The organism is Sebaldella sp. S0638 (assembly GCF_024158605.1).
GTDB lineage: Bacteria > Fusobacteriota > Fusobacteriia > Fusobacteriales > Leptotrichiaceae > Sebaldella.
Map to the genome: position 1 here is coordinate 102,012 of NZ_JAMZGM010000003.1, position 23,609 is coordinate 125,620.

At 33.6% G+C, this 23,609-nt stretch carries 19 protein-coding genes; 8 read left to right on the forward strand and 11 right to left on the reverse strand.

Features of this window, described 5'->3' with window-relative positions:
- Positions 1 to 17: 17 nt before the first annotated feature.
- Together NK213_RS02025 and NK213_RS02030 are read right to left on the reverse strand one after the other, a co-directional pair.
- Complete coding sequence (locus NK213_RS02025) at positions 18 to 212, reverse strand: HU family DNA-binding protein (protein ID WP_253346276.1); 195 nt, start codon at positions 210 to 212, stop codon at positions 18 to 20.
- Positions 213 to 243: 31 nt separating this feature from the next.
- Positions 244 to 876 carry a TetR/AcrR family transcriptional regulator gene (locus NK213_RS02030; RefSeq protein ID WP_253346277.1) on the reverse strand — a complete coding sequence of 211 codons (633 nt, stop codon included), beginning with the start codon at positions 874 to 876 and terminating at the stop codon, positions 244 to 246.
- Positions 877 to 1,080: 204 nt separating this feature from the next.
- On the opposite strand from NK213_RS02030, the gene NK213_RS02035 reads away from it, so the two are divergent.
- From NK213_RS02035 to NK213_RS02045, 3 genes are all read left to right on the forward strand, one after another.
- Positions 1,081 to 2,274 carry an SPFH domain-containing protein gene (locus NK213_RS02035; protein ID WP_253346278.1) on the forward strand — a complete coding sequence of 398 codons (1,194 nt, stop codon included), beginning with the start codon at positions 1,081 to 1,083 and terminating at the stop codon, positions 2,272 to 2,274.
- A gap of 104 nt (positions 2,275 to 2,378) precedes the next feature.
- On the forward strand, positions 2,379 to 3,443 hold the full coding sequence (locus tag NK213_RS02040) for a hypothetical protein (RefSeq protein ID WP_253346279.1): 1,065 nt from the start codon (positions 2,379 to 2,381) through the stop codon (positions 3,441 to 3,443).
- Entirely contained in the window at positions 3,440 to 4,321 is an 882-nt protein-coding gene (locus NK213_RS02045; protein ID WP_253346280.1) for a TPM domain-containing protein, read from the forward strand. The genes NK213_RS02040 and NK213_RS02045 overlap by 4 nt, the downstream gene beginning before the upstream one ends.
- A 50-nt stretch (positions 4,322 to 4,371) precedes the next feature.
- Here the strand turns inward: NK213_RS02045 and NK213_RS02050 are convergent, their stop codons facing one another.
- The 4 genes from NK213_RS02050 to NK213_RS02065 all read right to left on the reverse strand — a co-directional run bounded on the left by NK213_RS02050 (position 4,372) and on the right by NK213_RS02065 (position 8,033).
- Positions 4,372 to 4,755: a hypothetical protein gene (locus tag NK213_RS02050; RefSeq protein WP_253346281.1), complete on the reverse strand. Its 384-nt coding sequence runs from the start codon at positions 4,753 to 4,755 to the stop codon at positions 4,372 to 4,374.
- Complete coding sequence (locus tag NK213_RS02055; RefSeq protein ID WP_253346282.1) at positions 4,752 to 5,282, reverse strand: metallophosphoesterase; 531 nt, start codon at positions 5,280 to 5,282, stop codon at positions 4,752 to 4,754. Before NK213_RS02055 ends, NK213_RS02050 begins: the two co-directional genes overlap by 4 nt.
- A 179-nt stretch (positions 5,283 to 5,461) precedes the next feature.
- Positions 5,462 to 7,138: a PRD domain-containing protein gene (locus tag NK213_RS02060; protein WP_253346283.1), complete on the reverse strand. Its 1,677-nt coding sequence runs from the start codon at positions 7,136 to 7,138 to the stop codon at positions 5,462 to 5,464.
- A gap of 457 nt (positions 7,139 to 7,595) precedes the next feature.
- Entirely contained in the window at positions 7,596 to 8,033 is a 438-nt protein-coding gene (locus NK213_RS02065; RefSeq protein WP_253346284.1) for a MarR family winged helix-turn-helix transcriptional regulator, read from the reverse strand.
- A 290-nt stretch (positions 8,034 to 8,323) separates the two neighbouring features.
- Between NK213_RS02065 and NK213_RS02070 the strand changes: the two genes are divergently transcribed.
- The 3 genes from NK213_RS02070 (at position 8,324) to NK213_RS02080 (ending at position 10,219) form a co-directional block, all read left to right on the forward strand.
- Entirely contained in the window at positions 8,324 to 8,830 is a 507-nt protein-coding gene (locus tag NK213_RS02070) for a hypothetical protein (protein ID WP_253346285.1), read from the forward strand.
- Positions 8,831 to 8,866: 36 nt separating this feature from the next.
- On the forward strand, positions 8,867 to 9,748 hold the full coding sequence (locus tag NK213_RS02075; RefSeq protein ID WP_253346286.1) for an aminoglycoside 6-adenylyltransferase: 882 nt from the start codon (positions 8,867 to 8,869) through the stop codon (positions 9,746 to 9,748).
- Positions 9,749 to 9,844: 96 nt separating this feature from the next.
- Entirely contained in the window at positions 9,845 to 10,219 is a 375-nt protein-coding gene (locus tag NK213_RS02080) for a hypothetical protein (RefSeq protein ID WP_253346287.1), read from the forward strand.
- 63 nt (positions 10,220 to 10,282) lie between these two features.
- Here NK213_RS02080 and NK213_RS02085 read toward each other — a convergent pair whose 3' ends face one another.
- From NK213_RS02085 to NK213_RS20375, 5 genes are all read right to left on the reverse strand, one after another.
- Positions 10,283 to 11,029 carry a phosphatase PAP2 family protein gene (locus NK213_RS02085; protein ID WP_253346288.1) on the reverse strand — a complete coding sequence of 249 codons (747 nt, stop codon included), beginning with the start codon at positions 11,027 to 11,029 and terminating at the stop codon, positions 10,283 to 10,285.
- A gap of 306 nt (positions 11,030 to 11,335) precedes the next feature.
- The gene (locus NK213_RS02090) at positions 11,336 to 14,083 is read right to left on the reverse strand and encodes an autotransporter outer membrane beta-barrel domain-containing protein (protein ID WP_253346289.1); all 2,748 of its coding nucleotides are present in this window, start codon (positions 14,081 to 14,083) and stop codon (positions 11,336 to 11,338) included.
- 186 nt (positions 14,084 to 14,269) lie between these two features.
- Positions 14,270 to 19,285 (reverse strand): hypothetical protein, encoded by a 5,016-nt coding sequence (locus NK213_RS02095; RefSeq protein WP_253346290.1) that lies wholly within the window; start codon positions 19,283 to 19,285, stop codon positions 14,270 to 14,272.
- Between the two features lie 855 nt (positions 19,286 to 20,140).
- The gene (locus NK213_RS02100) at positions 20,141 to 21,037 is read right to left on the reverse strand and encodes a hypothetical protein (RefSeq protein WP_253346291.1); all 897 of its coding nucleotides are present in this window, start codon (positions 21,035 to 21,037) and stop codon (positions 20,141 to 20,143) included.
- 319 nt (positions 21,038 to 21,356) lie between these two features.
- Positions 21,357 to 21,485, reverse strand: a complete 129-nt coding sequence (locus NK213_RS20375; RefSeq protein ID WP_256478634.1) for a hypothetical protein — start codon at positions 21,483 to 21,485, stop codon at positions 21,357 to 21,359.
- A gap of 180 nt (positions 21,486 to 21,665) precedes the next feature.
- Between NK213_RS20375 and NK213_RS02105 the strand changes: the two genes are divergently transcribed.
- Positions 21,666 to 22,244, forward strand: a complete 579-nt coding sequence (locus NK213_RS02105) for a TetR/AcrR family transcriptional regulator (protein WP_253346292.1) — start codon at positions 21,666 to 21,668, stop codon at positions 22,242 to 22,244.
- Between the two features lie 172 nt (positions 22,245 to 22,416).
- Entirely contained in the window at positions 22,417 to 23,400 is a 984-nt protein-coding gene (locus NK213_RS02110) for an effector binding domain-containing protein (RefSeq protein ID WP_253346293.1), read from the forward strand.
- Positions 23,401 to 23,609: the final 209 nt, after the last annotated feature.

Here is a 23,609-nt window from a genome sequence, read left to right on the forward strand (position 1 = left end):
TCCCCTGTATTCTTCCTTTATTTATTTTCCTCTTTTTTCCCTTTAAAAAAATGCATCACATTATATATTTTATCAATTTTCCCGCCAAGTCCTTTAGTATCTGCCAATTCTTCCTCCATTACTTTCTCTAAAGCATCTACTACTTTTCTGCATACTTCAAAATCTATTCCTGATTTTTCTGATACTCTTCTGCTCATCTCTGTTTTATTCATAATTTTTCCTCCTGTTTTTTATAATATTTTCTTATTCTTTTACTATTACACTGTCTGTAAGGTAATCAAAGCTTCCTTCTGCTGCCCCAAGGGATTTTTCCATTAGGTAAGCCATTCCTCTGGCTTTTTGGATTTTTTCCTCAGGAGTCCACTTGAATAATCCTTCATCAAAGATTATATTCAGGGAAACAAGGATGAATTCCACTATTTCTCTCGGATACGGCGTATTAAAATCTCCTTCTTCTATCCCCTGCAATACTACATTGGTTATCAGCGGGGTCAGACGTTCTATTGACATCAGCAGACTTCTCTGGTGCATTTCCGCATCTCCCGCCTGATGAAACTCTTCTAGCATCTCATCTTTATTTTCTGATTTAGTTATATCCTGAGTCAGGAGTATTCTAAGCTTTTCTGTTCCTCTAAGATTTTTATCTTCAGTTATTTTCTTTACTGCTTCTGTTCCTAGATCAATATATCTCATTGATACTGCATCCATAACTTCTTCTTTTGACTTAAAATAGTAATAGAAAGTCCCTTTGGCAATCCCTACTTCCTGTAAGATATCGTTTATTGTGGTTTTCATATATCCTTTTCCGGTAAAAAGTTTTTCTGCTGCATCCAATATCTCATTTCTACGCTCATCCGGCTTTTTTATAACTCTCATTTTCATCACCTCTTTTCATAGACCGACCGTCAGTCTATAAAAAGTATATCTTATTTTTTCTATAAAGTCAACACTTTTTTAAAAATTTCTTTTCTTCTGATTTTATCGCAAAAAATATAAGTAAATTTGAAATATATGTTGTATTCATGATATAATTTTTAATAAAAATTATAATCAGATTATAAATAAGGAAGGTATGATATTATGGGAATTATTCGTGCAGTAACTTCTGCCGCGGGCGGCTCTCTTGCTGATCAGTGGCTGGAAGTCATTGAAGCTGACAATATGGGGGATACTACTGTTATGTCCGGAGGTGTTGCAGTACATCGTGACAGCAAACGTAACCAAAACAGAAAAGGAACAGATTATCTGATTACTGACAAGTCAGTTATTATGGTAGGGCAGAATCAGTTTATGCTTCTTGTGGATGGAGGAAAAGTCATTGATTACAGTGCAGAAGCCGGTTATTATACTGTGAGCAACAGCTCTGCGCCGTCTTTATTTAACGGCAGCTTCAGCGAAGCTTTGAAAGAGACTTTTAACCGTGTAAAATACGGCGGAGTTCCTTCTGCATCACAAAAAGTTTACTTTATCAACACACAGGAGATCAAAAATATCGCATTCGGGACCACTAACCCTGTAAATTATTTTGATAATTTCTATAATGCAGAATTATATCTGCGTGCATATGGATATTTTTCAATAAGAATCACAGATCCGCTGAAATTTTATGCGGAAGCAATTCCGAGAAATGCCGTTAATGTTAATATTGAAGATATTCACCAGCTGTATCTTGCAGAATTCCTGACTGCTTTCCAGACTGCCATTAATAAGATGTCTGCTGACGGCATACGTATTTCTCATGTTACTTCAAAATCAATGGAACTTGCCAAATACATGTCTGATGTTCTGGACAGCGACTGGAAGGAACGTCGTGGAATGGTTGTTGAATCTGTTGGTATAGCAAGTATTTCATATGACGAAGAATCTAAAAAATTAATTAATATAAGAAATCAGGGAGCTATGTTATCTGATCCCTCTATCCGTGAAGGATATGTTCAGGGAAGCGTTGCAAGAGGACTGGAGGCTGCCGGTTCCAACGAAGGAGGAGCAGGTCAGACTTTTATGGGGGTAGGAATGGGAATGCAGTCAGGGGGCAATTTTATGTCTTCTGCGAGTTCTGCCAATCAGGCTCAGATGAATCAACAAAAAGCAGAAAATGAACAAAAGGCAGCTTCTGATGAAAATACATGGACATGCAGCTGCGGTGCCAAGAATTCCGGACAGTTCTGTTCTGAATGCGGCACAAAAAAACCTGAAGCTAAGTTTTGTCCCGAATGCGGGGAAAAACTTTCCGAAGGTGCAAAATTCTGTACTAAATGCGGAAAAAAATTATAATTACTTAATATATTCATAATTCCGGTTTTTCATAAATATTATAAGAAAAACCGGTATTTTATGAAATAAGATTTTTAACTTTACTTTTTATGAAGGAGATAATTATGGAAACTGTCAGTTATAAATGTCCCAATTGTTCCGCTCCTCTTTCTTTCGATATAGGAAGCCAAAGCTGGAAATGTAGATTCTGTGATTCGGAATTTACCAGTGCTGACATGGAACGAATAGAAGCTTTGGGTAGCAGTGAGACCATAAAAGAAGAGGAAATCACACCGGCAGCCAAGGCTCAGCCGAAAGAAGAAGCCACTATGTACGTGTGTCCCAGCTGCGGTGGAAAAATCATTACTACCCCCACTACTGCGGCTACTTTTTGTGTTTACTGTCATAATCCTGCTATTATAGCTTCACGGCTAACAGAAGAAGAAAATCGTCCTGCTTATCTTATTCCTTTTAAGCTGAAAAAAGAAGAAGCAGTGCGAAAATTACAGTCTTTATGCAGCGGAAAAATATTTCTTCCCAAAAACTTCAAAAAATTTGTTGCAGCAGGTGAAGTATCCGGGCTTTATGTCCCATACTGGCTCTTTGATTTTGATGTAAAAACATCTTTTACCGCAAGAGGTATCAAGAGTAAATCCTGGAGCGACAGTAATTATCGTTATACAAGAACTGATGACTATGATGTTGCCAGATCAGGTGAAATACTTTTCAAAAATATTCCTGCGGACGGCTCGCTAAAAATGGACAATAATCTAATGGAGTTACTTGAACCGTTTGATTACAGCCAGATGCTTAATTTTAAAATGGAATATCTTTCGGGACACTTTGCGGAAATAGCTGACGAAAATATAAATAGAGCTGCAGAAAATGTTTTTTCCCGTGTTTATCCCGGTGTAAAAAACATGCTCACAAATACAGCCCGTGAATATTCCTACCTTCAGGGTGCGAATCATTCAATTGATAAAAAAGACATCAGTTATACTAATGTAATGCTCCCTGTGTGGGTTTTAATGGCTAAATCCGGCAGACAAAAATATGTCTTCGCCATGAATGGACAGACTGGAAAAATGTCCGGTCATCTTCCGAAAAGTCTAAAAGTAGCACTGCTTCTTTATTTGAAGATCAGTCTTATTCTTTCGTTGATTTTTTTCGTGGGCGGGATGTTAATTTGAAGAAGAAAACTATTTTTTTTATTATTTATCTGATTTTCATGATAATATTTACAGTTCCTGTCTCAGCTTCTGCTGATGATGTTCCGAAAGCCGATGCCAGTATAAAAATCTATGACTATGCGGAACTGCTCACAGAAGATCAGGAAAAAGATCTGGCACTGAAGGCAAAGGATATTCTTGCTAAACATAACATCGATATAGCAATTGTCACTGCGAATTCTACCAATGGACTTAGTTCTATGGAGTATGCAGATGATTTTTATGATTATAATTCTTTTGGATACGGTGAAGAGTCTTCTGGTTTATTAATGCTTATAAATATGGAAGAAAGAGAAGTATGGATAAGTACAGCAGGAAAAGCCATAACAATTTTCAGTGACGGGGATATTGAAACCCTTCTTGACACTGCTTACGAGGGGCTTAGCCAGGGTAATTACTATAAAGCCGGAAATGATTTTTTATTTGAATCTGAGGTTCTTATATACGAATGGGAAAATTTTCAGCTGCCCTTAAAAGAGCAGATTACTGTATTTGGTGTTGTTATTATGGCACTTTTCTTTGGTTTTGGAGCTGGAGGATTTCTAACATTTATTTTATTTATTTTTTCTCCGAATAGTATTTCTGGAAAACCACACATAAGTACTTATCAGGATAATTTTAAGATAACCTACAGCAGAGATAATTTTTTATCCACTAATACAACACAGACTATTATTCCAAAAGAACCTGTCCGTACTTACTCATCAGGGGGAAGTTCAGGCAGCCGGAGCAGCAGCGGGATTTCTTCATCAGGAGGAAGTCGGAGCAGTAGCGGCGGAGCTACTACCCACAGATCATCCAGCGGAAAAACACACGGCGGGGGAGGAAGAAAATTTTAATAAAAAAGGAGAATTGCTTTTCAATCTCCTTTTTTTTATTATGCAAAATTTTACTTTCCAATTACTTTATCCCTGTATTCCTTCCATTTCCCAAAGGCACTTTCTATTCCATTCCCGATAAATTCACCGGAAGAACAGTCAAATATCCTGCATTGGAATTTCTCCAGTATAATTTCGAATAAATCCTCAGGCTCTTTGCCCCCTCTGATATGAAGCATTATACAATCCGCTTTTTTCTCTTTTCCCATGTTAAATTCCACTGAATAATATTCCCTGTTCAAAAAAAGCCATGTTTTATCTTCAATATTCAAATCCGGTACATATTTTTTCATTTCTTTTATAAAAATATCTCTGTCAAACTGAACCGGTGTTTTTATATTCTCAATCTTCTCTTTATTAGTTTTTGTTTTTATAAGCACTACATCCCAACTCATGATTCTTCCTCCAAACTTCCTGCATTTTTCATTCTTTTCAGCATTTCTTCAAAATCCAGCGGGGTATAATTTATCCTTTCGGCAGAAACACAAAAACTCTGTCCCGATACATCAGTATAAAGCGGATTTCCGTGAACATGACCAAAAATATTAGCATACGGCATATTTTTATTAATATATAACGGTTCATGTGACAGTATAAACCATTCTCTGTATATTACAGGATACTGTATTACTTCTTCTATTCCTGTTTCTTTCCACCATGACAGCGGATAAACCCTGTCATGATTCCCCAGAACCATTACTTTATAACCGTTTAAAGCTGAAATATAATTTTGTATCTCTTCTTTTTTCCCGAAGGCAAAATCTCCCAGTATAAATATCTCGTCATTTTCAGAGACTGTTTTATTCCAGTTTTGAATTAATATCTCATTCATCTCCTCCACATTTTCAAATGGACGATTTTCAAAACCTATGATTTCTTTGTGTCCAAAATGAGTATCAGCTATAAAAAATACTTTTTTCATTAATTATCACCACCGTTAATCACTTATTTTTTATATCCATTGTAACATTTTTTTATGAATAATCACAAATTGTTTAAATTTTTTATCGTTTATAATATTATGAATAATATTATAAATATAACAATAAAAAAAACGAAAAATTTTTATTTTCGTCTTTTTTTATTTATTCCGCTTTTTATCTATTCCGCCTCAAATTCATCCTCAGGCAGCAGATCCAGAAGTGCAGTATCATTTTCATATCTTATGTCATTACAGTATTCTGCAAGTTCTTTCATCATTTCCGGATTTCTGTCCACAGGAGTATATTTATTAATTATTTTCATTATTTTCTCTACTTCAATTTTTCTCGGTACTTTTCTTTCAAGATAAAAATCCAGTTTTTTCAGATCGTTATCATCAAGCAGAGGATTTACTTTTATTATAGGAATTTTATTATTTCCTCTTTTCAGATCCAGACTTGAAATTATAAGCTGTATATCTTTTAGGTCATAACTCAGAAACTCCTCATAAGGAAGTATTTTCACATTATTTACCCTGTATATATACTCCAGTCTCCCTTTTATGAGCTGGGATGTACCATAACCGTATTTGCACACTACAATAATATTTTTATCAATTTCTCTTTTTTCATTTCTCCGGTAATTCTCCGCAGCCATTCTAAGATATACTGTCAAATATGCTATTTCGTTGTTATCTATTTTCTTTCCCAAAAATTCCTCTAGTGATTTCAGCGATTTTTCTGTTGTCTTATATAAAAATTTATATTTTTCCATAACCTTTTTATAATCTACAGTTGTGTTTTTTATATCATTTTTTATCCTGTATATTGCCGGTCTGAGATATTTTACCAGTTCTTTCTCAAATTTTTCGTTATCAGCTGTCAAAACCCCTGTTTCTTCTTCTATGTTCTTTATCATTTCCTTTACAAGAGTTTCTATCTTTACCCAGTTTTCATAAAAAGAATAATCAAAATTATATGAATACGCTCCGAGAAGATATTCCGTAAACTTTAATACCTCATATTCATTAAAGTTTATTTCATTTTCTTTTTCGATAACTTCACTGACTATTTGATACTCTTTTGCATTACGGAGAAAAGCATCATTCGATACATCAGCAGCAGTAAGCGGGAACTTTTTTGTGTGAAAGATACTTACAAGAAGATAGACAAGCAAAATCCGGTGCGCTTCCTCAGACATTACCTTATCCATTTTCTTTTCTATAGATTTCAGCATTTCAAAAAGTTTCTGAAGATTGTAACTAAGAATATCTTCTGCAAAAAATTCTATAGCTCTGCTTTTCATACACATATCATCTTTTAAAACCAATTCTTTAAAGTCTTTTATATAAAAATATTTCAAAATGTGTTCTATCAGCAGCCGTCTGATGGTATTTTCATCACCTTTTACCGACAAACCTAATTTCGGCGTAGAGCTGAAATTCAGATTTTCATTTCCAAAACATTTCTTCAATTCGAATAGATCACTTTTCAAAGCTGTTCTTCCTATATTCAGAGTGCCTTCCAGCTCTTCGGCCTTATAGGCTTTCAGTGTTATCAAATATGCGAATTCCAGTACATCTACTCTTTCGCTTTTGCTAAAGCTGTAGTTTTCTATCTTGAAAGTTTTCAAAAATTGTGATAATTTTTTTTCTTTATCTATAAGCGTGAGATTAAAATGTTCAAATTTTAGCTTTATATCATATCCGGATTCCTTGAGGACATGATTAATATTATCTATTTTATACTTTATAGAACGTTCTTTTAGATTCAATAATCCTATTAATTCTTTTAACTGCATATTATCCTTATGCAAAAATTCCCTGAGTATTAATATATCATTTTTATCTAAAAACATCTCTGTCACCTTCTCTCATTTTAGTTTACACCATAAAAAAATAATACAAAAGTTCAATTCAGAGTTTTAATAATCTAATTATTGAAAAATTTTTGTAAATTGTAAATAAAGAAGTGTTTCTGATAATATGAAATTTTCTGTTAATATACAGTTTCAGGTGATACAAATATATTAATATATCATTTAATGGATTTCTCTATACTTTTTCTTTATTTATACTTTGTTTTGTATTTGCAGAAAACAATTAAACCATTAATCTAATATATAATATCATATTTATTATTTCTTATAAAGCTAAAACTTTATCATTCTGATTTTTCCCGATTTATAAAATAAAAAACCAGGCCTACCAAACCTGATTTTTGAATAAAAAATTATTATTACTATCTCCAGCGATTTATATAAAGTTGCCTTTATAACATATTATTCCAGGTATATTTCAAATACCTTTATTTAATTATCTGTTCATCTTCTCAAGAAGCTTTTTCAAAGTTTTTATTGAGCTTTCAAGTTCTGTAATTTCTCCTGCTGACAGACATTCCAGCTTATTCGATAATTTTCTTTCCGCTTCTGAATATGTATCTTTCAGGGCTTTTCGTCCTTCATCGGTTATTCTCACATGGGCTACACGCAGATTATTATCATCAGTATATCTTTCCACATATCTCTTTTTCCTGAGGGAACCTGTTATAGCTGTGAGCTGCTGCTTGGAAACTGAAAGTTTTTTGTTCAAAACTGACATTGATAATTCTTTATGTCCGGAAAGTTCCATAAGAGCATTCTTTTCAGATGGTTTTATATCTGATTTTGTTTTCAAATCAGCAGTTCTTATAAAAACTGATTTATAAAGACGTCCTGTATTTACTATTTCCTTTATCAAATTAGAATTTTTCATATAAACTTTCCTTTACTATAAATTATTTTTTACAGTAAAAAATAATTTACTTTTTATACCACTATATTAGCATTTTTATTTATAGATGTCAATAATTTTTTTTAGTTTTTATTTCATATTTTTTATGTCAGATTTGCATTTTTCCTGTTAATATTCTATAATTTTCATATTAATGAGTAAAAACAGCTGTTTTTACACTTCTAATAATATTTAGTTTTTATATTATGAAACTTTATATTTTCTTTATTAATAAATTTTGATACTAACTAAAAAAGAGGAGGTTTATTATTTTGCAGATTATTAAATATATCGGAATTGCCGGCTTTCTTATTTCGCTTTTTATGATGTTCACATCGAAATACGGTATTCCCGGAATAAAACAATATGATAAAGAATTTCGTCCGCTTGATATGAAATTTTTTTACAAAACATCACTGCTTTATGAGACATTTGAAAAGATAGGTGAAGATGGAAGAAAAGCATACTTTGGATATTTTATTATTGATTTTTTTCTTGTGAGTTTTACACTTATTGTAATGCTTGTGATAACAGATCTTCTGATGCATGATGCTGATCTACACTATTTTGTGTATCTTGCTGCCGGGCTGAAGGCACTGTTTGATATTTTGGAAAATTGTCTCTTTCTTTATCTTTTATATATTTATCCGGCTAAAAATAATATTGCTGCTTTCCTCGCATCATCTGCCACTGCTCTGAAATTTATTATGCTTTATTTGTGGCTGCTTGCTGTTATTTCTGCACTTTTATATTTTTATCTGGCTGGTTTAAGATACTAATTATATTAAACTGATAAAAACAAGGAGTTGAAAATTATGAGAAGCGAAAAAGAAATGTTTGATCTTATTCTGAAAACCGCAGACAATGATTCCAGAATAAGGGCTGTTTATATGAACGGTTCCAGAACTAACCCCAGTATAAAAAAAGATATTTTTCAGGATTATGATATTGTTTATGTTGTTACTGAAATAAAAACTTTTCTGGATGACGAAAACTGGATTGATATTTTTGGTGAAAGACTTTATATGCAGCTCCCCGAAGCTATGGACAATGCACTTGGAAAAAACACTGATCTGGATAACTGCTACGGTTGGCTTATACAGCTTGCTGACGGCAACCGTATCGACCTTCATCTCCAGACAGAATCTTTTGCAAAAAAGGAAATTTTGAAAGATAAACTTTGCATTATTTTAATGGATAAAGATAAGCTGCTCCCTGATATTCCCCCGGCTTCTGATATTGACTATCATGTAAAAAAGCCTGCGCAGATAGAATTCAGTGCATGCTGCAATGAGTTCTGGTGGATATTTAATAATGTGGGAAAAGGCCTGTGGCGTGATGAAATCACATATGCAACGGATATGATAAATTTCTATATACGTCCCGAACTTGTTAAAATGCTTTCTTGGTATATTGGTATAAAAACTGATTTTTCCTGTAGTGTGGGAAAATCCGGAAAATACATGAGCAGTTATCTGGAAAAAGATATATGGGACAGGTTTTTGAAGACATACTCTGCAGCTGATATAGAATCTCTGTGGAATTCTGTATTTATTACAGCTGATTTATTTGATGAAATTGCCGTAGAATCAGCTCACAGCCTTAATTATACATATGATACAAATGAGGCCCGAAACAGCAGAACATTTCTTTTACACACATTTCATCTTCCCAAAGATGCAAAAGAGATATTATAATTTTTTAAAATATTATTATTTCTTGTTTTTTTATATATTTTATTTTATAATGCTTTTATAAATCAATCTAACACTTATATATTTAGGAGTCTTTTTATGAAAAAATCAATTTTTTCAGCTTTTATTTTTATTCTCTTTTTAAATACTATTTCTGCTGCTTCATTTTCTTTCACTGAAAACAGATTTATCGAAGATCATACCAATTCGGAATCATCGAAAAACAGTAAACAAAATGAAATTTTGAAAAGATATAAAAAATTTGAAAAGCTGCTTTCAGTAAAAAAGCAATTTACTGCATCTGATATCTTTCTCCCCGAAGAACTTAATTATTATTCATTGAAAAAAGGGGAAAAAATCTTTTTGGACAGAACAAATATAGGAATTCTTGTTTCTTGTTCCAAGAGAACTCTTTTTCTTATTCCTTCAGATATAAAATACAGCGAGACAGGTGCAAGATCAGACAGATCATAATATTTATATATAAAAAGGAGTTTCCCGTATTTCCGGAAAACTCCTTTTTTCATATACCCTTATTTATTTTGCTGATTTTTCATTTATTCTTCTGAATTCATCTTTTGCTTTATCCAGCTGTTCAATGAATTTTGGATTACTGTGCAGCTTTGCCACTACGGCACTTGCTACCACTCTTGCAGCATCTATATCACTTTGCCAGTGATAACCGCATATAACCCTGCTCTGTCCCATTTCATAACCTCTTGTCATTATCTCACTCTGTCTGTCCGGATTAATTTCTGAAAGCACGAGTGCTGTAGCCCATCCAATTGCTGTATGCCCTGAAGGATAAGAACCGTTTTTTGATAAAGTTTTTTCATCATCCGGTCTGCATGTATGCTCTTCAAAAAAAGCAAACGGTCTTATTCTCATATATGCTACTTTTGCTCCCCGTGTTGCCAGATCTCCTGCATCTTCACGGAAATTCTGCAGTAACTTGTAAATTTCCGGTGTTGCCTTCTGTGTTATAGGTATTCCAAATGCTTCGGAAAAGGCCTGAGGTACACCGTCAGAACTGACATGGGCATCATTATACGCCTGTTTTCCCCTTGGTGTGTTTCTCAGAAGCTTTCCTTTGTCGTATTGTGCCTTGTCATTTAGAAAAGCTATACTATCAATTTCAGGTGGCGGAGGTAATAGCTTATAACTGTCTACGACCTCACTAATTTCAAGAAAATAAAGATCAGGTTTCGTCTTTACATCATCTGCTGCATAAGAAACTGCTGCACTTAATAACAAGATTAATACTGCCAATACTCTTTTTTTCATAAGTTTAACCACTCTCCTGTTTTTTGATATTTACATGTTCCATATTATATTATGTCACATTTTTCTGTATTGTAAAGACTGAATGAATTTTTTTTCTTTCCGCTCTATTTTATTTAACAATAAAAAAATTATTTTCCCCGCTGTAATTACCAAATAAAAAACAGGCTGTAAATAACTTTTTCCAATTAAGAAAAAAGCATTATTACAAACCTGTTTAATATTTTCCATTTTTTCACTGAAGTTTTTTTTATTAAATTTTTTAAAGATGAACATACCATTATTTTTATTTTATTAAAAAATCTATTTCTAAAATACTGCTTTCAAAGTTACGCCTATTTTATAACTTTCTCCGTCCTTTGTTACTTCATTAAATGACTTGCCATACTCTCCTGTCAGGAAGATTCCGTATCTGTCCGAAGCTTCCATACCAAGCATAGCTCTTAATACCAATTCTCCTTTATCCTCTGCTGGCTGTGCTAATTTATAAGTTTCACCGAAAGATACAAGTCTTGCTGTTTCTTCTGGCTGTGAATCTCCCAGTTCATACTCATATTTTACTTCCAGAGCTGATTTCAGTTCCCAGTTTGCATTGCTGCCCAGACCGGTATTCCCTTCAAATCTCACTCCTGCTCCCGGCTTTATGCTGTAAGCATTATTAGAATCTATTTCCAGAGCAGAAATAGAAGAATCTTCTTTTACCTTGTCCAAATACTGATAACCAAAATCAAGACTAACCAACGGGCTTATTTTAAATGCCTTGCTTATCTGGAATTCTTTAAGCAGGGTATTATCGAATGACACCCCGTAAGACATATATTTATCATCCAGTTTTTCCACTGAATCAGTCCAGTTTATATTTCTGTCCGCATTGTGCATATTTATTCTTCCTGTGAGGTCGCTTCTGACTTTCCATCCGGATTTATTATATGTATTATGTAATCCAAGCTGCATTGTATCTACCCATTCTTCACTGTTATTCCCGTCCTGAATCTCAAAACTGTTATTTGCATACCCTAGTGAGTAACCGAATTTATGTGCATAAGTTCTCTCTACTTCTCTCAGAGCGTATACACCAGCCGTTTTATACTTATAATCCATTACTCCTTCTTTATTTTCATAAGTTTTCCCTGCTCCTGCCAGAACTGCTACTTTTACATTTTCTTTTGTATTATTTTCAGAATTTTCCATGATATCCAGTGCATTGTCAAAACCTCTCTTTATATCATAGCCCCTTTGTGCTCTGTTGGCATAGTATGCACCTGAAAGAGATGTCATAATTCTTCTCAGATCAAATTCCGACTCTATCTTATCTATTTTGTCATAAAGACTTAGTCTGTCTCCTGTAGCATCCTCATAATTTTTATCCAGTATATCTGCCAGCCCTTCCCATGACAGCCCGTCTCCGAATTCTATAAGATCTTTCTTTGTCATCCAGATATCCAGATTTCCGTTGCTGTTTGTCACAGGAATTGCTTCCCATAATATTCCCCGGCTCTTTATTGCTGCTTTTCCGTAGTTTATTCCTCCGCCGGGAGTTAATGGAACAAAGACATCTTCCAGCTTGTAAGTCTTAAAGTTTGTACCCTGTGAGAAATCCGATGTTACTTGCACATTTCTCAGAACAAAATCTTTAGCCACAAACTGAACCGAATTTGAGATCAGATATTTTCCGTTTACATCCTCAGGATGATAGTCACTTGTTGCCAAAGAAGCATCTGTCAGACTGTCCGGATTTACTTTTACCTGTACCACTGCATCCTCAGGAACTTCAAAACGTTCATTTACCTTTATTATTCCCGCATTAACTATAGAAGGTTTTTCATATGACGGTCCTGACCCTACATGATCTACAGGTGAAACTGCTCCCTGATCCACTGATTCCGCGTACATTGCAGTAACATCACTTGTACTGCCTGCCGCATCTGTTACAATAGCTCTTCCGCCGGCCGCAATATTTATATCTATAATTCCGTTATTTATCAATGTAGAATTATTTTTCAGCAGTATTCCTATGCCGTTTTGTCCTGTTGCTTTTACTGTCCCGTTATTCTCCACTGTGGAATAAGTATCAGCGTAAATTCCTATACTGTTTTTCCCTGTTACTTCAACAAGATTATTATTTGTTATTTTTATATTATCCACTCCGGCAATACCTATGGAATTATCTCCTGTAAGTATAATCTGCCCTGTATTAATAAATTCCTGACGTATCCCTGTAATTGTGTCACCTTTTTCAATATAAACCCCCACGGCACTGTCTGCTGCAGACAGAATATCTCCGCTGTTCCGGCTTGTCCCGTTTGGAGCATAAACATATATTCCCAGTCCGTTATCTCCAAATGTTATCTTATTCGTATTATTTACAGATGAAGTTCCGGCTCCGTAGATTCCTACAGCATACTGTCTGTCAGAAGGATTCGAAGGATTCTGATATGTATTGCCTGCGATTATTTCACCGTTATTTACTATACTTCCTGTATTTGAATATATTCCTACACCCATATCACCGGCATTCAGAATACCTGTATTTGTGATTATGCTTCCCACATTACCAGTTTCAGCTTTGCCGCCGTATATTAATACTCTTCCGTCTTTCCCGTCAAGAGCACCCCCTGCGGCTGTCATATTCCCGCTGTTATTTATCACTGAGTTTTCTGCATAAATTCCGATTGAGGCAAGTCCTATATTCATATTACTTGAATTATTTACAGTACTGTAATCTTTCCCTACGATACCAAAGCTTCCCGAAGCACTACCGCTCAAACTTCCAGTTATATCCCCGACATTTATTATGTTTAATGATGTCAGTGTCAGAAGTGCCGAATTTGTGGCATACACTCCGACTCCGTCCTTATCTGAAATGTTTATTGCAGTATTACTTACATTCCCTGTTCCGCCGTTAAGATATATTCCCAGCCCTGCTTTATCTATGGAAAATGTTCCGCCGTTCTGGCTGATATCTATACCTTTACCATATATTCCTATTGAATTTTCTCCAGTTACTATGCTCCCTGTATTATTTATTTTTGTTCCTTCTTCTCCATAAATCCCCAAAATTACTTTACTTTGCGATGTAGAAGCTGCAAGTGTAATATTCCCTGTATTATTGATATTTTGCTGTGCATTATTCAGTGTTGTTCCATAAATACCAATTCCCGAGTCAGAATTAACAGTTATATTCCCGTTATTTTCCAGAAGATTCGCATTTACACTATCAGAATTACTGGATAAAATTCCTACTTAAGCTTCTCCGGAGATATTTATAGTCCCGTTATTTTCCACATCACCATTCTGATGTATTATCCCCAGTGCAGAATTTCCATTTAGATTCACACTGTTCGCCAGTGTTACCTTTACCCCTGATCCTGATGCAGCTTTTACAAATATTCCCTTCTGACCATTTTCTACATTTACTGTAAGACCTTGTACAGACATATTGGCAGCTCCGTTATTCAGTGCATAAACCCCTATGGAATCTGTGCCAGTTCTTACTTCGAGAGTTTTATTAGATATTACATTCCCCTCTTCAGCGTAAATTCCTATCTGTTTATTTTTATTCAAATCATAAGTACCTCCGGAAGTATCATTCAGCGATATTCCCGATCCCGTACCTTTTTTTATATAATTGAAAATAGAATTTTCCCCGACAGTTATACTTCCTCCGGTTATATTTAATACTGAATTCCCCACTGCTGCTGCTCCTATGGAATAATTCCCTGTCTGTATCTGTCCGTTTTGTATATTTATATCACTTTCATTCCCTAATATTCCGGATGCATATTCTATTGTTCCTCCTGTATCAGAACCATTTCCTGCTGTAATATTTCCTGTCTTTATTATATTTGTTCTATTTCCGTATATTCCCGTCGTATTTAATCCTGATAATTCTATTGTTCCTGAATTATCAATTTCTGATCTTTTTGTAGGATCTACTCCTGCAGATGATATTCCTATTGTGTTATTTCCAGCTGATATTATTTTCCCTGAATTAGTCAGATAATTTTCTTTTGTAAGCCCTGCATATGACGGTGATCCTGTTCTATCTGTTGCATACATACCCACGGAATTTTCGCCTATATTTATTATCCCCTTATTTTCTATGATTGAGCCTATTGTTGCGTATAATCCGGCTCCTTCATTTTTTACATTAATTACTCCGGAAGTATCATTCCATATATGTGAATTCTCACCAAAAATTCCTATTCCTTTATTTCCAAGGTCTATTTTATTTTTATTTACACCCTGTGAAAATGTATTAGCGAATTCCAGTGTATTTGCTGCTATCTCTTTTGTATTTTCTATATACATTCCTATAGAACTTTCAGCCGGTGTTCCGCCGATAAGCTTTGAAACAAGTTCCCCGCTGTTAGTCATAATTCCTGTTTCACCATGTATTGCTACACTTTCTTTTGGTATTTCCAATGTAGTTCCAGAAGCATTGGTGTAATCTGAGTAAATAACCCTGTAAAGCTCTATTCCGCTGTCAGGTGTTATAATAATCGTTCCCGGTGACACATTTATACTTCCGCCATTCTTTACCAGAAATAAAACTCCGCCTTCTGTAAGCTCCACCTTTCCGCCTGTTACATTTATAGTTCCTGTATCTGCCCCCAGAACAATACCTGATTTTCCATTCACCTGAATATATGTATTATTCAAATTTAATGCATTTATTCCTGTATCTGCTTTCAGATAAACACCCACTGAAGACAGAGTTCCGCCTGCTGTACCTACTTTTATATCCGGTGTCACAGTACTGCTCCCGCCATTATAGGTAACAGTATTCCCTGTTCCTTCCTCCTGATAATAAAGCCCCACTGTACCGTCTCCTCCTGCGAGCTTTGTTGTCAGTGTTAATGGTGATGCAATTTCCTTAATTCCAAGAACTATAGGTTTGATCCCTGTTCCTGATCCTGTATTATCTCCTATTGTGATACTGTTTATGGAACTGTCTACAGCAGAAGTTCCTGTGAGTGCCACTCCTGTTACATCATTTCCGAGTATGAGATTTGCAGTACCTGATGTTGATTTCAAATTTCCATTTTCCAGAAAATATCCAGTACTTCCCTTACCAAGTGTAAACTTCGCAGAATCAAGTATACTTGTATCTATATCCCCGTTTTTACTGTATACAGCTATGCCGTTTTCACCCGTCTTTATTGATGTAAGCGAATCCACTTCATTTTGATTTTCCAGATAAAGTGCTACTCCTTTGTCTCCGGTTTCCAGGCTGCCAAGTTTTATATCTCTTGCTGAAAGTACAGATTTTAAATATACTGATGTACCGTAATCTCCTGTTTTGATTAATCCATTATTATTTAAGTTGCTGTCTTCCAGAAAAACTCCCAGTGATCCTTTATTAGAAAGTGAGTGACCATCTAATTCTATACTGCCTGATAATATATTTACAGTTGCCTTTTCTCCTTTAGCTACAATTCCTGTTCCGTCAGTAACTGCTGTAATCGCACCGGCTGTTTTTCCAATATCCAGTACAGAATCATTGGCATTTAGTTTGTCTCCGTCAAGGTATACTCCAATACCCCCGTTTTCAAGTTCAATCTTACTTTCAAACTCTACTTTTCCCCCTTTGACAAAAACCCCGAGATTTTCACTGTCTGGTGATTCTACTCTTATTTTTCCGCTTCCTGTTACTTTTATATCATGATTTTTAGCATATATTCCTATACTGTTTGCTGTGGAAGATAAACCTGTATTTCTAATTGTGCCGTTATTTACGATTTCTACTTTATCGCCTGATGTATACGCTGATGATTCTGCGACTATTCCCACTCCGCCGTCGTTTACATTTATATTTCCACTGGTGCCGTTTACCACAGTTCTTCCCGAAGCTGATGTATTATTATACAAGTATATTCCTGTTCCTGCTGTTGCATTAACTGTACCATTATTTGTCAATATATTTCCTGTAGGTGAAGCAACAGTTATCTGATAAAGAAGCCCTATTGAATCTGTTGATAGGGAAGTCATATTTACTGTCCCGCCGAAAGTAATACCTCTTACTGCTGAAAATATTCCGGCTGCCTTGCCTTCCAGTGATATTACAGAACTAACACCGGCATTTCCGGTATACCCATTATCATAATAGATACCGTAATCATACGCATTTCCTGATGATGAAAGATTTATCTTTCCGCCTAAAGTTCCTCCGGAAGCTCCTTTCAGATAGATACCTATATCATTTCCGGATGTAGTCAGATTCACAGCTCCTGTATGATTAACAGTACCATTTTCTGAATATATCCCCACATTTCTTCCGGTAGTATTTTTATCTATCAGAGTTATCGTACCGCTATTTGAAAATATACTTCCCGAGCCTATTATTGAAGCTCCTATATTTTCACTTCCTGATGCCGCTGATAAATCCAGCTTTATTTCCGCATTAGAACCGCTGTTTGAAATCCTTGTTCCTCCGCCTCCTGTACCGTAAAGCCCTATGTTTTTGCTACCTGTGGAATTTATTAATATTTTCCCTTCGTTCACTCCTGTGGAAGCACTGTTTACTGCTGCTATTCCCGTATTATCAGAAGAGTTTCCTGATATTCTTATTTCATTACCTAAAACATATTTGTTTGCAATCGTTCCATTATCTATCCTTATCCCTGTATTATTACTATTTGCTGATATGGTAATATTTCCATAGTTTGTAAATGAAGCTCCTACATAATCAAGGTAAATTCCTGCTCCATTGCTTCCAGCCAGATTTATTTTTCCAGAATTATTATTTAATGAACTATCAGGTGAAAAAACTGCTCCTGAATTCCTTACAACTACACCGAGATTATTAGTTCCATTTATATTTATTGTACCATTTTGTCTTAACCCTGTTGTGTAACTGCCACCTGAAAAATTATTAGCTGTTATTGTAGCAGGAGTAAATATTCCATTTACTGCTGCTATTGCAACACTAGAAGATCCATTCAAAGTAATTTCCCCACTACTTTCATTTACAATACCTATTCGAATTCCACTAACATCAGAAGATTTTATTCCCACGCTGCTATTACCCGATAATATTATTTTACCTTGATTTTCTGCATATAATGGGCCTCTTGGTCCAGCTTTAAAATCAATCCCCATTACATTTGAATATCCTGAAGTAATTGTACCTGCATTTATATAGGCAGAATCATTTCTAACTGTTCCACCTGTATTGTAGCCTTGCTCCATTTCTACTCCAATTGAATTATTTGCATTAATATTTAAAGTTCCCGTTGTCTTCACAAACAGAACATCATTTTGATCTCCGGGTGTTGATCCAGTGGAATTTGGTATTGGAGCTCCTCTATGTGATTCTATTAGAATTATTCTAGTCCCGCCAAATTCTGTTGTTAAATTTTGAGTTAATGTATAAGTCAGGTTTCCTGCTGTTTGTGCTGGTGTTGGTGATAGATAAGTAGAATTTTTTACTCCTATTATCTGAATTAATCCTGTCGTAGCATCAACTCCATTTTTTCTAAAATTATTTGGCAAAGTTGTCACAGCTAAGGTTTCTACATTAGTAAAATAGTCCACATTATCCGCTGATGCATAATATCCGTTTCCATTAACTCCGAGAACAGGACTTGGAACGGAAACAGCTCCGAAACTCTTTGCCGCAACATTAATACTAATTGGTGTTACCTGAACATTTTTGTTAATCACAATATCATTTATATCTGTAGCATCCACTGTATTCAGCTGTATATTTGGAAGAGCCGGCAACTGTGGAATGTCTATTACGAGTGGTATTTTATTAAGATTTATTGAGGCAACACTGTCTATTACAGGAAGTGATATATCAGGATTTATATCCTGAAGATTCAGATACTTATATGGAATACTCGGCCCTATTTTCACTTCTTTATATGAGTCAGCCTGAATCATAGGTTTGTCTTTTCCTGACCAGTTAGAATCAGAATCGTTTCCTTCTCTGGCATGGTTAGAACTAAGGGAACCTACTCTTGCATCTTCATTATAGAAACCTGTGAAAAATATCTGCCATTCAAGATACTCAGGTTTTACTACATAATCTCCCTGAGAGTATAAATCTTTTAATTCTTTATTTTTCTTTTTTAGTATCTTTTCTATTAGCTTATATGATGATTCGTTTGATTTCCCCTGATTCATATTTTTGGTCATTGTATTGTATAATTTTTCATACTTTACTGAATCCGGTAATTGATTCCCAGCTGGATATGCTGACAATATTCCATTTAATGCTAAGAGTGTTATCAATAATTTTTTATTTTTTTTCATTAGTCCTCCTTTTATCTGCTTTATAACTTTTCTCCTCTCCCAAACTCCCTTTAAATGGTATTTTCAAAATTTTACTTTATAATGAAAATACTTTTATTTCTCCGCTTAAGTGCTGGCATTTACGCTTTTATTCCACATTTTGCCACTGATATTGATTCTTCTTTTTGCAGTATTACAATATCTGCTGTTTTCAGGTGGAAATTTACATATATTCTGTTTCTTATATAATCTAAAATGTCTTATAATCACCTCCGTCAAATTTTTAAAATATATCGTTTCATTATTTCAGGCACTATTTCCTTCATCTTTTTATAAAACTTTATCTGTCTATAAAATTTTACACTCCATATTTTACTTTTTTAAGTATATTTTTTTAATACTATATTTTGATTTTTAGATTTAATATTCTAGGTTCTTTTAACAATATTCGCATTTGTAAAATAATACGAATGGAAGTTTTATGATTTTCAGCATCTTTAATAGTCTGACAAATTTTTAAAATAAAATATTTTTAAGATTAAAATTGACTTTATTTATTAATTTTAGTACAATAATTATATTGCTTTTTTTCGTATTATTTTACAAATGCGAACTTAATAATATTCTCTTTTTGAATTAAAATATATAAATTTTAAAATATCATAATCTTAAAATAGATTTATTTCTTTTTCTTAAGTAAATATTTGTATGATATTTATTAATTAGCAGCTGTATATTTGATTTTTTGCTATAAATTTTCTCAATTTATCATTTTTCTTTGTATTATTTTTTTAAATAACAAAAAAAGACTATACTGATTTTTCCAATATAGTCTTTTTTATTTTTAGAATATAAATGAAAACATCTCGAATTTTCCTATCCCCATTTAGGAAAATTTCTGATCACAAATTTCAATAGAAACCAAAAAATCAAAGGAGCTGAATGTCTGTGCATTATTATATCTACTTTTCTTGGATCTTTGAAAAAACTAAATACTTCCGGACTTATATTTTTTACATAAAAATGAACCAAAATCTGAAATTCTACTATAAATTTTTGTAAATCAAGAACAGCTTTGTCATTAAGCACACAATAGATAGTGCTTAATTCATATACTATACAAAAAAGAGAGGTTATCTCTATTTTTTCAATACTATTAAAACTGCTCTGATCTTTTATCCTCTCATATACTTCATAAAATTTTTCTCTTGAAACATTAAGTACCATGTTCTTATTAACAGTAATTTTAATATTACCCTCTGTAAAATAAATATTATTAAAAATTTTGTTAATAGTTTTGAAAAACGAATGCGAAAAGATTTTTGTGGTATTCCTTATTATACGCTCTTCTTCCATTTGTCTAAGATAGTTGGTATCATTGTAAGACAGAGGGTCAATTAATTCCTGTACATTTTTCTCGATATTTTTTTCATTAAAAGTACTTGTTTCTGAAAAATCATGTGCATTGTCAATTATACATTTCTGTATTTCGTAATATTCTTCTATTGATTCTTCAAATGTCGACGGATCAGTAAGAACATGAATAGTATCAGCAATGATCTGCTGTTCATCATAATATTCTTCGATCTTTTTTTTGAAAGTCGACGGTTCGATGAGATCATAAATATCCGGTTTCAGATATTCCTTTAATAAAAGATTATGAAGAGAATGATGTGCGATTCTAAAATTTGAAAATAAATTTTCACAAATTGATTTTTTCCGATAATTTAACTGAAGAATTAAATTATATTCTTCTGAAAATTTTTCTTTCATAAAATATCACCCTTGCAAAAAAAATATATGTTAATTATATCATATTTTTAGATTTTTTCAATCTATTTTCATTTTGCAAATGCAAAATATTTAGAGTTTTTACTTTTTATTGGCTGTTTATTTTTTCATCCATTATTTTTTTCATAAATAAATTTTAACTTATTTTTAAATACATTAATTCCAATATTGTTTATTTCATAAGGAATTCTTTTCTCTTTATATGCTTTGTTGCCCATTTACTACAATATACAATATTAACTGTATAAATAATTATTAAAATAAAAACACAGGGCCGCCAAATTCCTGACAACCCTGTAGTTTATTTATGTCTCATTTCAAATTGGATTCTCGATATGATTTCCTCAGAAGTATCATATGTAATCGCATTTGCAAAAGTCGCAAATGAAGTTATTGTTGCTAAAGTTAGTATTAATGCTGGTTTTTTCATGTTGACCTCCTATTTTGTATTTTTATAACGACCGGTCTATATATGTATAATATCATATCTGCCCTTTAGTGTCAATTCTTTTTTTCTTTTTTTACCCTAGCTATAATCTGCTATAACTAAATTGACAAATTCAATTCCCTGTGTTACCATAAAAACATATATATTATACAAGGAGAAGGAATGGAGAAAAATAAAGTAAATTCCAGACAAAAAATTCTGGAAACTGCTTCTGAGCTTTTCAAGTCCCAAGGCTATCATGCTACAGGACTAAATCAGATAATAAAAGAAAGCGGTGCCCCAAAAGGTTCTATATATCATTATTTCCCAGGCGGAAAAGAAGAACTGGCTATAGAATCTATAAAACTTGCTGTAAGAAAAGGAAAAGAAAATCTCATCAATGATTTATCTAAAAGTTCAGACCCTCTAAAATCCATCGAAGAATTACTAAAAAAGATATCTGACGACTTTGATCCACATAATCCTCATCACGGGGTCTCTATCAGTATGCTCGCTATGGAAACTTCAGTTATTAGCGATCCCCTCAGAAATGCCTGCCTGGATGCATTCAAGACATGGGAGAGCATTTTCTACGACAAGCTTATTGAAGGCGGTTTCAATCCTGAAGAGGCAGAAGGTCTTGGTATGACAATACATTTTCTTTTGGAAGGTGCTGTTGCCCTATCGATTGTAAGGCAGGATAATAAGCCCTTTTTGATCATTTCAAAACAGATAAAAAGATTACTAAGCTGTAATACATAAAATTTTTTATATCAAAAATTCAATACCGTTTTCAAAAACGGTTTTTTATATTACAAAAAATTTACTGCTTTTACTATTTTTCTAATAAAATAAAATTATGCATTAATATAAAATTTTTCTTGACTTGAATATCGTGTCGCACTTTATAATTTTATCAGAAAGGAGGAAAATCTTGGAATTAAAAACTATAGGAGAAGTTTCAAAAGATTTGGGGATTTCTACACGTATGCTGCGTTATTATGAGAAGGAGGGACTTATAACCAGCAGCAAAAAGGAAGGCTACGCATATAGAGTCTATGACAGTAAAGCTGTTTCCCGGTTATACCAGATAGTATTTCTTAGAAAACTGCGTTTTTCTCTGAAACAAATTTCTATACTGCTATCTTCATCAAATTTACAGAGCATTACAGAGATTTTCAGAGAAAATACGAGTGGACTTACTGATGAAATAAATGCTCTTTTTGTTGTTAGAATAATTCTTAATAACATTGTCAAAGAATTAGAAAAAAACTCAGATTCAGAACTGCGAAGTATTATGCTCAGCAATAAGTTCACAAATGCTGCCGCCAGACTTTTAACATCTAAAAAAAATGAGTTAAAGGAGGAAAAACTAATGGATGAATTAAATAATGCCGGGAAGGAATTATCAAAGCTTCGAGATGTAAGAATCATTTATCTGCCGCCGTTTATAGTAGTATCCAGCCATTATATCGGAGAAAATCCTGAGGAAGAAGCTGAAAAGCCTCTTACTGAATTTATAAAAAACAGGAATTTAGCTGAAATAAAACCTGATGCACGTGTCTTTGGCTTCAATAACCCCAATCCGTCACCGGAAAATGTACATTACGGCTATGAATTCTGGGTTACTGTTCCAGAAGATATAGAAGTTACAGAACCATTGAAAAAAAAGAAATTCAACGGTGGTTTATATGCAGTTCACACTATTAATTTCGGAGATTTTCACGAATGGAAGTGGCTTTTGAACTGGGTCAAAGAAAGTACAAAATATACAGAAGATTATAGAGATGAAACAGAAGAATGTATGTGCGGTTTACTGGAAGAAGCTTTGAATTTTGTTTATCGGGTATCTAATAATATAAACACAGAAAAATCTGAACACCAAATGGATCTGTTCTTCCCAGTAAAACTAAAATAATGGTTTTTATCATAATTATTTATATTTCTAAAGTAAAATCCATATAGAGATTTTTAAAAATCTTATTCTATATGGATTTTTATTTTGTAATATTATAGAAACAAAAAAAGCTCTAAAAAAAAAGAGCAATAAAAAAGCTTGGCGAAGACCTATATTCCCTAGAAGTAAATCTAAGTATTGTCGGCGCAAACAGGCTTAACTACCAGGTT